At 71.4% G+C, this 13327-nt stretch carries 10 protein-coding genes and 1 pseudogene; 9 read left to right on the top strand and 2 right to left on the bottom strand.

What is annotated here, in order from left to right; all coding sequences use genetic code 11:
* Window positions 1-125: 125 nt before the first annotated feature.
* From ASE76_RS12420 to ASE76_RS12380, 9 genes are all read left to right on the top strand, one after another.
* Window positions 126-2627, top strand: coding sequence for a DEAD/DEAH box helicase (locus ASE76_RS12420; protein WP_055839895.1), 2502 nt, complete (start codon window positions 126-128; stop codon window positions 2625-2627).
* Window positions 2628-2940: 313 nt separating this feature from the next.
* Complete coding sequence (locus ASE76_RS12415; protein ID WP_082448443.1) at window positions 2941-5073, top strand: LamG-like jellyroll fold domain-containing protein; 2133 nt, start codon at window positions 2941-2943, stop codon at window positions 5071-5073.
* Between the two features lie 121 nt (window positions 5074-5194).
* Complete coding sequence (locus ASE76_RS12410) at window positions 5195-6118, top strand: LysR family transcriptional regulator (protein ID WP_055839889.1); 924 nt, start codon at window positions 5195-5197, stop codon at window positions 6116-6118.
* A 163-nt stretch (window positions 6119-6281) separates the two neighbouring features.
* A complete protein-coding gene (locus tag ASE76_RS12405; protein ID WP_055839885.1) occupies window positions 6282-6791 on the top strand; it encodes a flavin reductase family protein in 510 nt (169 codons plus the stop codon).
* 67 nt (window positions 6792-6858) lie between these two features.
* Window positions 6859-8094, top strand: coding sequence for an acyl-CoA dehydrogenase family protein (locus tag ASE76_RS12400; RefSeq protein WP_055839882.1), 1236 nt, complete (start codon window positions 6859-6861; stop codon window positions 8092-8094).
* A 58-nt stretch (window positions 8095-8152) separates the two neighbouring features.
* Window positions 8153-9145, top strand: a complete 993-nt coding sequence (locus ASE76_RS12395; protein WP_055839879.1) for an amidohydrolase family protein — start codon at window positions 8153-8155, stop codon at window positions 9143-9145.
* 51 nt (window positions 9146-9196) lie between these two features.
* Window positions 9197-10558 (top strand): MFS transporter, encoded by a 1362-nt coding sequence (locus tag ASE76_RS12390; RefSeq protein ID WP_055839875.1) that lies wholly within the window; start codon window positions 9197-9199, stop codon window positions 10556-10558.
* A gap of 6 nt (window positions 10559-10564) precedes the next feature.
* Window positions 10565-11398 (top strand): intradiol ring-cleavage dioxygenase, encoded by an 834-nt coding sequence (locus ASE76_RS12385; protein WP_055839872.1) that lies wholly within the window; start codon window positions 10565-10567, stop codon window positions 11396-11398.
* Window position 11399: 1 nt separating this feature from the next.
* Entirely contained in the window at window positions 11400-12476 is a 1077-nt protein-coding gene (locus tag ASE76_RS12380; RefSeq protein WP_055839871.1) for a maleylacetate reductase, read from the top strand.
* 51 nt (window positions 12477-12527) lie between these two features.
* Here ASE76_RS12380 and ASE76_RS12375 read toward each other — a convergent pair whose 3' ends face one another.
* Window positions 12528-13010 carry a dihydrofolate reductase gene (locus ASE76_RS12375; RefSeq protein WP_055839868.1) on the bottom strand — a complete coding sequence of 161 codons (483 nt, stop codon included), beginning with the start codon at window positions 13008-13010 and terminating at the stop codon, window positions 12528-12530.
* A pseudogene (locus ASE76_RS21210) lies at window positions 13007-13183 on the bottom strand (thymidylate synthase); the annotation flags it as partial. The gene ASE76_RS12375 and the pseudogene ASE76_RS21210, both read right to left, overlap by 4 nt.
* Between the last annotated feature and the right edge of the window lie 144 nt (window positions 13184-13327).

Here is a 13327-nt window from a genome sequence, read left to right as displayed (position 1 = left end):
CAGCTATTATTTTCATAGCTGACTGTCGGCGATCGGCGCCGGCTGGAGGTTGATCCGGCTCGCGAAATGCGTCATGGGGCAGTCCGGATCGCTAATGCGCTTCCGCCGTCGCTCCACAATTCCCCATGCCCGCCGTGCCCCCCGCAGCCTCCCTCGCCCCCGCACCCCCCGCTGCCGCCTTCCGCCCCCGCCTGACCCTGCGCACCCTCGGCCGCGGCGACGGCCTGCTGGGCATGGCGCCGTCCGAATCGCTGGCGCCGCGCGGCGACCAGGTCACGGTGGCGCAGGTGGAATGGACCTACGCGGCCCCGGGCGGGCTGCGGTGGCAGGTGCCGGCGCCCACCTCGGTCCTGGCGCCGCGTGCCGATGCGGCCCAGGACGCCGCCCCCGTCACCCGCGACCGCGCCGCCGAGGCCGATGCCCGCGACCTGCTCGCCACGCTGGACCTGCGGCCGGTTCCGGCCGATGCGCTGCAGTGGCGCGCGCCCGAGGCCGCCACGGCCGCGCTCGGCGATGCGCCGCCGGTGCTGTGGACGCTGCCGCAGGAAGAGCAGTTCGGTGATTTCTGGGCCGACCGGGTGCCGGTGCTGCAGGCGGCGGGATGGTCGGTGGTGGTGGTGCCGGGCTTCGCGCACCAGAGCGTGCCGGTCGATGCCTGGCGCTTGCTGCTCGATCCGGCGACGGGCGAAGCGCAGGGCCGCGAGCTTGCGGCGCCGCTCGGCACCCGGCCGGCCCCGGTGGTGCCGGCGGGCGGGCTGGCCCTGCCGCGGCGCGAGGGCTCTTGGCTGCTGACGCTGGGCATCGAGGTGCAGGGCGAGATGCTCGACCTCGCGCCGCTGCTGGCCGAGTTGTTGAAGCGCGATGCCCGCTGGCGCGATGCCGCGGCGCTGGCGGCGATCGACGATGCGGCGCAGGTGCGGCTGCGGGCGCCGGGCGGCCGGCGCATCGACATGGAGGCGGCGCCGCTCAAGGCGATCGTCGGCGCGATGCTCGACCTGCTGACCGATCCGCACCGCGCGGCCGGTCCGCTGAAGCTGTCGCAGTGGGATGCCGAACGGCTCGAATCGCTGCGCCACCACCTGGCCGCCAGCCAGGCGCAGCGCGCTGGCGCGCAAGGCGCGTGGGCCTTGCAGGGCGCCGAGGGGCTGGAGGCACTGGCCGCCCGCCTGGCCCGCAGCGGGCCGCCGGCACCGGTCGACGTGCCCGCCGGCCTGGGCGTGACATTGCGGCCCTACCAGCGCGAGGGCCTGGCCTGGCTGCAGTACCTGCGTGCCGAGGGCCTGGGCGGCATCCTGGCCGACGACATGGGCCTGGGCAAGACGGCGCAGGCCCTGGCCCACCTGCTGGTGGAAAAGCAGCAGGGCCGGGCTGACCGGCCCTCGCTGGTGGTGGTGCCCACCTCGCTGGTCTTCAACTGGCAGGCCGAGGCGGCCCGCGTGGCACCGCAGTTGAAGGTGCTGGCGCTGCAGGGGGCCGACCGGCACGCGGGCTTCGCGCAGATGGCGGCGCACGACCTGGTCGTCACCACCTACCCGCTGGCCTGGCGCGACCTCGACCGGCTGCGGCCCCAGCCCTGGCACCTGCTGGTGCTGGACGAGGCCCAGGTCGCGAAGAACGCCGCCAGCCGCGCGGCCCACGCCCTGCGCCGGCTGCAGGCCCGCCACCGGCTGTGCCTCACCGGCACGCCGCTGGAGAACCACCTGGGCGAGCTGTGGGCGCAGTTCGATTTCCTGATGCCGGGCTTCCTGGGCGATGCGCGCAGTTTCCAGCGCGTCTGGCGCAAGCCGATCGAGGTGGGCGGCGAGACCGCGCGGGCCGCGCTACTGGCGCGCCGGGTGCGGCCCTTCGTCCTGCGCCGCCGCAAGGACACGGTCGCGACCGAGCTTCCGCCGGTGACCGAGGTGGTCGAGCGGGTGCCGCTGCTGGGCCAGCAGCGCGATTTGTACGAAAGCGTGCGCGTCGCGGCCGACAAGCAGGTGCGCCGGGTGCTGCAGCGCACCGGCTTCCAGGGCGCGCAGATCGCGGTGCTGGACGCGCTGCTCAAGCTGCGGCAGGTCTGCTGCGATCCGCACCTGCTGAAAGGTACCGCCACGCCGCCCGGCATCGAGCGGGCCAAGATGGAGCGGCTGTGCGAGATGCTGCCGGCGATGGTGGAAGCCGGCCGCACGGTGCTGGTCTTCTCGCAGTTCGCGACCATGCTGCGGCTGGTGGATGCGGCGCTGGAGCCCCTGGGCCTGCCGCGCCTGCTGCTCACAGGCAGCACGCCGCCGGCCGAGCGCGGCGCGCTGGTGCAGCGCTTCCAGGCCGGCGATGCGCCGATCCTGCTTGCCAGCCTGAAGGCCGGCGGCACCGGCCTGAACCTGACCGCGGCCGACACCGTGATCCACCTCGACCCGTGGTGGAACCCGGCCGTCGAGGCCCAGGCCACCGCCCGCGCCCACCGCATCGGACAGACCCGGCCGGTCTTCGTCTACCGCATGGTGGCCGAGGGCAGCATCGAAGAGCGGATGCTGGAGCTGCAGGCGCGCAAGGCGGTGCTTGCCGACGGGGTGCTGGGCCAGGACGCGGAAGCGGCGGTGAAGTTCGGGGTGGGGGATCTGGACGGGCTGCTGGCGCCGCTGGCCTGAAGAGATCCTCGATCCTCCGGCCCCGTTGCTCCTGATTCGATAGCTGCCGGTCGGCGCCTCTCGCCGGCTCGAACCACTTTTTGCTCGATTTTCAGCTCCCGAGCGCAGTTGTTCCTGCAGCACGCAGATAGGACTGGGCCGCCGGTACACCAGGATGTAAATAGATTTACCCGAGTGCAAATGCATTCATCGGACCCGCATCGTGTCGCTTTCTCGGCTTTTGCGCTGGTTCTTCGCTTTGTCATGGCGGCGTCAATCTTCTGTCACGGCGGTTCCCTAACGTCGCGGGCTTTCCAACCCTGACTGTCCTTCCATGGCCTCGACTCCCTCCCGCCCCGACTGCGTGCCTGCCCCCGATCCAGCCGCCGATGCACGCATCCCGGCGGCACCGCTCGCCCCGCGCCGCAGCATGCTCAAACTGGGCGCCTCCACCTTGCTGGGGCTAGGCGGCGGAGCGGCCCTGACGGCCTGCGGTGGTGGTGGCGACGATCCATCGGCCAATGCCGCGCCGGCACCGAGCCCCGCCCCTGCGCCCGCGGCCAGCACCGCCATCTCCAGCTTCGCGGTCGCGGTGCTGCCCGACACCCAGTTCTACTCGCGCTACGCCACCTCGGCCGAGAGCAGCCAGTACGGCCGCCGCTTCGGCAGCGAGCCGTTCGCGGCGCAGACGCAGTGGATCGCCGCCAACGCCCGTGCGCTCAACATCCCGTTCACCATCCACCTGGGCGACGTGGTCGACCAGGTGGGCAAGCCGGAGCAGTGGAAGGTGGCCGACGGCGCGATGCAGGTGCTGGAAGTGGCCAAGCGCCCCTACAGCGTGCTGGCCGGCAACCACGACGTGCTGAACGACGTCGACTACAGCATCGACCCGGTCAACGGCACCGACGCTGCGCGCACCCTGGCCAACGAGCCCTACCTGCAGTGGTTCGGCACCGCCCGCGCGCAGCGCCAGTCGACCTTCGGCGGCCGCGACCCGAGCGGCTTTCACGAATACCACGTGTTCGAGGCGCAGGGCCAGAAGTTCATGGTGCTGTCGCTGTCGTGGCGCATCTCGCCGGCGGCGATCGCCTGGGCGCGGCAGGCCATCGCACGCAACCCGACGCTGCCGGTGATCCTGGTGAACCACCAGCTGCTCAACATCGCCCCCGACGGCAGCAGCCCGCTGGAGACCGATTACGGCAAGATGCTGTGGGAGAAGCTGATCCGCGACAACGACCAGATCTTCATGACCCTCAACGGCCACCACCACGGCGCCGCGCGGCTCACCAGGACCAACGACTTCGGCCACGCGGTCGAGGAAATGGTGGTGGACTACCAGATGGCCTACCAGGGCGGCAACGGCCTGATGCGGCTCTACGAATTCGACCTGACCAACAAGCTGGTGAAGGTGCTGTCGTTCTCGCCCTGGGTGATCCAGAAGCCGGCCGACACGCTGACCGAGTTCGACCAGGCGGTGCTGAGCGCGCCCAACGAGAGCTTCTCCTTCGCGATGGATTTCGCGGCGCGGTTCGCGGGCTTCAACAAAACCTTCGCGGCCGGGCAGGCGACGGTCGCCTCGTCGCTGGTCGCCCAGGCCCGCGCGCTGGTGCTGGCCAACTACAAGGAGCCGACGGTGGTCACACCGCGCGCCGCCGCCGACAGCGACGACTACCCGAAAGTCGCCAACACGCTGGCGCACTGGCGCTTCTTCGGCGGCACCGCCGGGCAGGCGGTCGCCACCGGCACGGTGATCGCCGACGTGACCGGCGCCAACCCGCTGCGGCGCGACGCGCTCAACCAGGGCGGCATCGTCGGCGCGGCGCAGGGCGACATCGTCTGGAGCGCCGACCGCCACCGGCTTTCGGCCGCGCCCGGCTCGGTGCGCTTCCTGAACACCGACAAGAACGTGCCGCGCCTGAGCTACTTCATGACCGACGCGGCCGCGCCGATCAACGCGCAGAAGCTCGAGGGCGGCTACACCGTCGAGGCCTTCGTCAAGATCGATGCCGCCTGGATGCGCTCCACCCACGCCTGGATGAACATCATGACCCGCGACGGCCGGCGCGGAAACCTGGCCGGCTTCACCGGCGAGGACCCGGAATCGCCGCCGATGCTGTTCGCCATCTCGTCGCTGCGCGAGGTGCAGTGGGAGGTCGTGCCGACGCAGGACACCATCGCGCCGCGCGCCAACTGGTCGGGCGAGATCATCGCCAACACCTGGGTGCACATCGCGGTGGTCAACGACCCGGCATCGCACGACACCACGATGTACGTCGAAGGCGCGCCGGTGCTGCGCAACGCGAGCAAGGTGACCGGCCTAGCCACCACCTCGGCCAGCGCGCCCTGGGTGGTGGGCGGCGGATCGTGGGACAACGGCCGGGCCGACGGCTTCTTCGGCCAGATCGGCGAAGTGCGGGTGGTGGCCGCGGCGCTCAAGCCGCAGCAGTGGCTGACGGCGCGGCGCTGAGGTGAGCCGCGGCGCGCCGCGCTGGCGCGCCGTGACGGTGCCCACGTTTTCCCCATTGGCGGCAGGGCGGCGCGCGGGCATGCTGCCGCGTTGCGCTTTTGCGCACTAACCGCCGCCCGCCATGAACCTCCGCGCCATCGACCTGAACCTGCTCGTGGTGCTGGAGGCCCTGATCGAGGAGCGCGGCGTGCGCCGTGCGGGCGAGCGCATCGGCCTGAGCCAGTCGGCCACCAGCCATGCGCTCGACCGCCTGCGCAAGCTGCTGGGCGACGAGATCCTGGTGCGCACCGCGACCGGCATGGAGCCGACGCCCCGGGCGCTCGGGCTGGCGGGGCCGCTGCGGATGGCGCTGCAGGGCGTGCAGACGGTACTGACGCCCGAGCACTTCGAGCCGGCGCAGGCCCATGGCACCTTCCAGATCGCGGTGGAGACGCACGAGACGATCATCATCCTGCCGCAGATGGTCGACCAGATCCGGACCGAGGCGCCGCTGCTCTCGCTCACCGTGCGGCCCGGCGCGGTCGGAGACATCCTGGCGGGCATCGACCAGGGGCGCACCGACATCGGCATCGGCTTCTTCCAGCACCTGCCCGACCGGTTCATGACCTGCCGGCTGCTCGCCGACAGCCACGTCTGCGTGATGCGGGCCGACCATCCGCTGGCGGCAGAGCCGCTGACCCTGGAACGCTACCTGCAGGCACCCCACCTGCAGGTCAGCATGAGCGGCGCGCCGGACGACCTGGTGGACCAGGCCCTGGCGGCCGCGCAGCAGCACCGCCGCATCGTGATGGGTCTGCCGCACGGCCTGGCCGCGGTGATCGCGCTGGTGCGGTCGGACATGGTGACCACCGTCACGCGGGGGGCTGCTCAGGTCTTCGCCGGCGCGGCGCCGCTGGTGCTGCGCGCGTTGCCGTTCGCCGTGCCGCGGGTCGAGTTCCGGCTGGTGTGGAACCGGCGGCTGCAGCAAAGCCCGGCGCACCGCTGGCTGCGCCAGAAACTGGTGACGATCGGCGCCGACGCCGAGCAGGCGCTGCGAAACGACTGACGCCCGGCGGGCCGTGCCGCCGCCGCAGGAGGGGTGCGGGGGTATCGACGGCGTGCACTTCCCTCTTGCAATCTTTGCACTGGCCTGCATCGGCAGCGCCGCCTACAGTCTCTTCGAGGCCTGCGCACCGCACCGATGCAGCCGGCCCGAGGAGACAAAAGACATGAACACCGTCACGGTAGAACCCCACCAGGTCGATGCTGCGTTCCGGGCTGCGATGCGGCGCTTCGCATCGACCGTCACCATCATCACCACGGCCGACCACGAGCGCTGCCACGGCATGACGGCCACCGCCGTCACCTCGCTGTCGATGGACCCGCCGTCCCTGCTGATCTGCCTGAACCAGAAGACGCTGCTGCACGACATCATGTTCCGGGCCCGCCGCTTCTGCGTGAACGTGCTGCACCGCGAGCAGGTGGGCCTGTCGGCGGCCTTCAGCGGCGCGGTGCCGCCGGCCGAGCGCTTCGCCCTCGGCGACTGGTCGCGCACCGAGGACGGCATCCCCTACCTGGCCGACGCGCAAGCCAACCTGTTCTGCCGCAAGGCCGCAGCGGTCCCCTACGGCACCCACACCATCGTCGTAGGGCAGGTCGAGCACGTCGGCCTGCGCGACGCGATCGCGCCCCTGGTCTACCAGGACGCCGGCTACTGCGTGACCAGCCCGGCGGGCTGAGCTCTCGCGCCCGGCGCGCCGGACCACCCGTTTTTTCCACCGAAGTCCATTCCACAAGGGGTTTCCCATGTCCTGTGTCCTGTCGAGCGATCCCGTCCATACCCTGTCGCCGGCGCCGCAGCGGCCCTCGGCCGGCGAACTGCAGGCCCGCATGCACGCCTTGCTGCCGGCCATCAAGGCACGCGCCGCGGCCACCGAGCGCATGGGCCGCATCCCGGCCGAGAGCCTGGCCGAGCTGCACGATGCCGGGCTGTTCCGGGTGGTGCAGCCCCGCATGTTCGGCGGCCACGAGCACGACTTCGACGTGCTCGTGGACCTGGTGATGACGCTGGGCCGCGCCTGCGCCTCCACCGCCTGGGTGTACGGCCTGTACGCGGCCCACCAGTGGCTGGTGGCGAGCTTCGACGCGGCGGCCCAGCACGACGTCTGGAGCGACGATGCCGACGCGGTGGTCTGCGGCTCCTACGCACCCGCCGGCCAGGCGGTGGCCGAGCAGGGCGGCTACCGGCTCACCGGGCGATGGGCCTTCGCCAGCGGATGCGACGGCGCCCAGTGGGCGGTCTGCGCCTCGGTGCTGCCCGCCGCCGACGGCGCGCCCCCGCCCGGCCCCGCCTTCTTCCTGGTGCCCGCCATCGACTACCGGATCGACGGCGACTGGGAGGTGGTGGGCCTGGCCGGCACCGGCAGCAGGACGCTGGTGCTCGACGGCGCCTTCGTGCCGCAGCACCGCATCCTCACCTTCAAGGAAACCACCAGCGGCTGCACGCCCGGCCGGCGGCTGCACGACAACCCCGGCTTCGGCATCCCGATGCTGTCGAACATACCGTCCTGCCTGGCCGCTACGGCGGTCGGCGCGGCGGCGGGCGCGCTGGAGGACTACCTCGCCATGACCGGCCAGCGCGTCACCCGCGGCGCGGTGGCCGGCGGCAACAACCGTATGGCCGAGTTCCCGACGATCCAGCTGCGCGTGGCCGAGGCCGCCGCCAGCGTCGACGCGGCGCGCGAGGTGCTGCTGCGCGATCTGCGCGCCCGGGCCGCAACGGTTCGCACCGGCGGCACGGTCGACGTGGACGAGCGCATCGCCAGCCGCCGCGGACAGGCGTTCGCGGTGTCGCTGGCGATCCGCGGTGCCGAGGCGCTCAACGCCTCCACCGGCGGCCAGGGGCTGGTGCTGTCGAACCCGGTGCAGCGGGCCTGGCGCGACGCCAATGCGGTGGGCCGCCACATCAGCCTCAACTGGGACGCGGTCGGGACCATGGCCGGGCAGAACGCGCTGGGCCTGGCGCCCAAGGGCCAGTACTGAATTGCCTACTTCGCCGGCCCTGCCCGGCGCCTCCGGAAACCAACCCCAAGGACTCACCATGCAAGGAAAGATCGGACTCGAGGAGCATTTCGCGCTCGAGGAAACCGTCATGGACTCGGCCGGCTTCGCGCCCGAGACGCACTGGCCGGAGCTGCGCGCGCGGCTGCTCGACATCCACGAGCGCCGGCTGCGCGAGATGGACGCCAACGGCATGGCGATGATGCTGCTGTCGCTCAACGCCCCGGCGGTGCAGGCGATCCCCGATACCGACCGGGCCTGCGAGGTGGCGCGGCGCGCCAACGACTTCCTGGCCGAGCAGGTCGCTCGGCGGCCCGACCGTTTCCAGGGCCTGGCCGCCTTGCCGATGCAGGACCCGGAGCGTGCCGCGCGCGAACTGGAGCGCTGCGTGCAGGATCTGGGCTTCAAGGGCGCGCTGGTCAACGGCTTCAGCCAGGTGGGCGACCCGCACACCGCCGTCTACTACGACCTGCCGCGGTACCGCCCGTTCTGGGCGACGGTCGAGGCGCTCGGCGCGCCCTTCTACCTGCACCCCCGCAACCCGCTGCCGGCGGATGCGCGCATCTACGACGGCCATCCGTGGCTGCTCGGCCCGACCTGGGGCTTCGGCCAGGAGACGGCGGTGCATGCGCTGCGGCTGATGTGCAGCGGCCTGTTCGACGCATACCCCGGACTCGCCATCATCCTCGGCCACATGGGCGAGGGGCTGCCCTACAGCATGTGGCGCATCGACAACCGCAACGCCTGGATCGAGACGCCGCCGCGCTACCCGGCGCGCCGCCGCATCGCCGAATACTTCCGCGAGAACTTCTACCTCACCACCTCCGGCAACTTCCGCACCCAGACCCTGATCGACGCGATCCTGGAAGTCGGCGCCGACCGCATCCTGTTCTCGACCGACTGGCCGTTCGAGAACGTGGACCACGCGGCGCGCTGGTTCGACAGCGCCAGCATCAGCGAGCGCGACCGCGAGAAGATCGGCCGCACAAACGCGGTCGAGCTGTTCGGCCTGGCGCCGCTGCTCGGCGGCTGACGGGCTACCCCGCCGCCGCCGGTTCACGATAAAAAAGACAGGAGACACGACATGACGACACCTCTTTCGATCGACGTGCACGAGGAACTGGCCGAGGCGCGCGTCGGCCGGCTGCACATCTGGCTCGGCGTGATGATGGCCGCGCTGACCCTCTTCGACGGCTACGACACCTTCAACCCGGCCTACGTGATCCACTACGTGACCGGACCGTGGGGCCTGGCGCCCGGGCAGGCGGGCCTGCTGGTCTCCAGCGGACTGGTGGGTTTCCTGGTCGGGGCCGGTGCGCACGGCATGGTGGCCGACCGCATCGGGCGGCGCGCCACGCTGCTGGGCGGGCTGTGGATCACCAGCCTGTTCACCCTCGCCACGCCGCTGCTGGCCGACTCGTTCGCATCGTTCTGCGGGCTGCGGGTGCTGACCGGCATCGGCCTGGGCGTGCTGCTGCCGCTGGCCACCACCTACATCAACGAGCTCGCGCCCCGGCGGGTGGCCAACACCTTCTCGCTCTGGGGCGTGGCCTTCGGCTGGGCCCTGGGCGGCACGCTCGCGGGGCTGGTGGGCGTCTACCTCACGCCGGTCTTCGGCTGGAAGGTGCTCTACTGGATCGGCTCGCTCTCGATCCCGCTGACCGTCGCGCTGCATTTCTGCCTGCCCGAGTCGGTCAAGTTCCTGGCGCTCAAGGGCCGCACCGAGGACATCCGGGCGCTGCTGATCCGCCTGCGTCCGGAGCGCGCCGCGGTGTACCGGCAGGCCCGACTGGTGCTGCCGGCCGTGGCGCAGGGACAGGCCAACCCGGTCGCCGCGCTGCTCGCGCCCGGGCTGCGCCGCACCACGCTCACGATCTGGGCCGCGGCCTTCCTCAGCCTCTTCTGCATCTTCGGCCTGACCGGCTGGATCCCGACGGTGATGATGAAGCGCGGCGAAACCTTCGCGGCCAGCTTCGGCTTCGGCGCGCTGATGCAGATCATGTCCTTCGTCGGCGGCCTGGCCTGCGGCCATCTGGCCGACCGGCGCGGTGCCAGCCGCAGCGTGCTGGCCACCTGGTGGACGCTGGGCGGCGTGGCGGTGCTGGCGATGGTGTTCCTCGACGGCCACTGGGTGAACCTGGTGTGCACCGCGGCAGCGGGCTTCTTCGTGATCGGCGCGCAGTACGTGCTCAACAACTTCACCGCCGGCGCGTTCCAGACCGAGATGCGCGCCACCGCGGTCGGCATGATGCTGAGCGTGGGCCGGCTCGGCGCCATCCTGGGGCCGTTCGTGATCGGCAGCCTGCAGGGTGCGACCACCGGGCCGATGCCGATGTTCGTGCTGATCGGCTGCGCCTCGATCGTGGCGGCGATCGCCATCGCATCGCTCGGCCGGCAGGCCTCGCATGCCCAGGCGGCGGCCGCCGGCCTGCATGCACACGGATAGCCGCCGATGCGCAACCTGAACCAGCACACCATCACCGACGCGGTCGTCGCCCGCTTCGCCGGGACGCCCGACCCGCGGCTGCGCACCCTGGTCACGGCCCTGGTGCGGCACCTGCACGATTTCGCCCGCGAGGTGCGGCTGACCGAGGGCGAGTGGGCGCAGGGCATCGACTTCCTGACCCGTGTTGGCCACATCACCGACGACAAGCGGCAGGAGTTCATCCTGCTGTCGGACACCCTGGGCCTTTCGATGCTCACCGTCGCGATGAACCAGGACAAGCCCCCGGGCTGCACCGAGTCGACCGTCTTCGGGCCGTTTCACGTGGAAGACGCGCCCCGCTACAGCCAGGGCGACGACATCGCCAACGGCGCGGCCGGCACGCCGTGCACCGTGCGCGGCCGGATACGCGGACTCGACGGCACGCCAGTGGCCGGTGCCACGATCGAGGTCTGGCAGTCGGACGACGAAGGGCTCTACGACGTGCAGCGGCCCGGGCTGCAGCAGGCCCAGGCGCGGGGCATCCTGGAATCCGACGCGCAGGGCGGCTACCACTTCCGCTCGGTCCTGGCGGTGGCCTATCCGATCCCCGACGACGGCCCGGTCGGCGACATGCTCCGGCGGACCGGCAACCATCCCTGGCGGCCCGCGCACCTGCATTTCCGCATCGCGGCGCCGGGCTACCGCACGCTGGTGACCCACGTCTTTCGCGCAGGCGACCGCTACCTCGACTCGGACGTCGTCTTCGGCGTGCGCGAGTCGCTGGTGGCCGACTGGGTCGCGCAGTCCGACGGCAGCTACCTGCTCGAATTCGACTTCGTGCTCGACCGGGAAGGGTCCTGAGATGGAGGCCTTCCACCACGAGGCGCCGGCCACCCGGACCGTGTTCGGCGCCGGTTCGATCGTCCACCTGGCGCGCGAGATCGAGCGCCTGGGCGCCCGCCGTGCGCTGGTGCTCTCCACCCCCGGCCAGGCCGCCGCCGCCCACGACGTGGCCGACCGGCTGGGCCCGCGGGCGGCCGGGGTCTTCGCCCGGGCCGCGATGCACGTGCCGATCGAAACGGTGCGCGACGCCCGCGACGCCGCACGGCAGGCGGGTGCCGACTGCGCGGTCGCCTTCGGCGGTGGCTCGACCATCGGGCTCGGCAAGGCGATCGCCCTGGAGTCGTCGCTGCCGATCCTGGCGATCCCCACCACCTACGCCGGCAGCGAGATGACCGCGATCTACGGCATCACCGACGCCGGCCACAAGCGCACCGGTCGCGACGAACGGGTGCGGCCCCGCACCGTGCTCTACGACCCCGAGCTGACCTATGCGCTGCCGACGGCGGTCAGCGTGGCCAGCGCCCTGAACGCCGTCGCCCATGCGGCCGAAGGGCTGTACGCGCAGGACGGCCATCCGATGTCGGCCCTGATGGCGCAGGAGGGTATCCGCGCGATCGCCGGGGCCCTGCCGGCGATCCGGCTGCGCGGCGACGACCGGGCGGGGCGGGCCGGCGCCCTCTACGGTGCATGGCTCTGCGGCGCGGTGCTGGGCGGCGTCGGCATGGCGCTGCACCACAAGCTGTGCCATGTGCTGGGCGGCAGCTTCGGCCTGCCGCATGCCGAGGTGCATGCGGTGGTGCTGCCGCATGCGGTCGATTACAACGCCGTGGCGGCGCCGGAGGCGATGCAGCGCATCCGCACCGCCCTGGACGCGCCCGACGGCACCGGCGCGGGCGGGGCCCTGTACGACCTGGCGCGGGACAACGGCGCGCCGCTGTCGCTGCAGGCCCTGGGCCTGCCGGCCGGCGCGCTGGACCGGGCGGCCGACATCGTCGTGGCAGAGCCCTACTGGAACCCGAGGCCCGTCGGTCCGGCGCAGCGCCAGGAGGTACGGGACATGCTGCAGCGCGCGTTCGAAGGGTGCAGGCCGGGTTGACGGTGCCGGCCCGGTGCCGGCGCGCCGTTGCCGCGCAAAGGGGGGTGTCCGTCAGCGCTCGTAGCGCACGAAGTCGAAGCGCATGCCGTCGGCCGCCGCATGCGGCTCGCGCGACACCTCGCGCCATTCGGCGCCCAGCACCGGCGCCAGCGCGTCGCCCTCGAAATCCTGGGCGATCTCGGTCACTTCCACCCGGTCGGCGCGGGGCAGGGCCAGGGCGTAGAGCTGGGCGCCGCCAATGACCCAGGCCTCCGGCAGATGCTCGCAAAACGATAGCGCCTGGTCGAGGCTGCTGGCCGGCTGGGCGCCTGTTTCGCTCCAATCTTCCTGCCGGGTGACCACGATGTTGGTGCGGCCCGGCAGCGGCCGGAAGCGCGGCGGCAAGGAGTCCCAGGTACGGCGCCCCATGACCACCGGGTGGCCGCGGGTCAATGTGCGGAAATGCGCCAGGTCTTCCGGCAGGTGCCAGGGCAGGGCGCCGTCCTTGCCGATCACGCCGTTGGCGGCGCGGGCGTAGACCAGGTTGAGCTTCATACCGCCACCGGCGCCTTGATGGCGGGGTGGCACCGGTAGTCCTGCACCGCGAAGTCCTCGAACCGGTAGTCGAAGATCGAATTGGGCCGGCGCTGGATCTCCAGCACCGGGTACGGGTACGGCTCGCGCGAAAGCTGCAGGGCCACCTGCTCCTGGTGGTTGCTGTAGATGTGTTTACGGAACCAAAGACAAAGTATCAAAAGCATCTTCGTTCCTTGGGAAGATAGTGACTGGTTTTCGTTTTTCGCATGTTTTTTTAAGAACCAAAGGTGCATGCAAACGTGCAGAATGGACGAACTGTGGCAACCAAACACAAC

Source organism: Xylophilus sp. Leaf220 (genome assembly GCF_001421705.1).
GTDB lineage: Bacteria > Pseudomonadota > Gammaproteobacteria > Burkholderiales > Burkholderiaceae_C > Xylophilus.
Note: the sequence above shows the minus strand (reverse complement) of the source record. Positions and strands in the feature narration are given on the sequence as shown.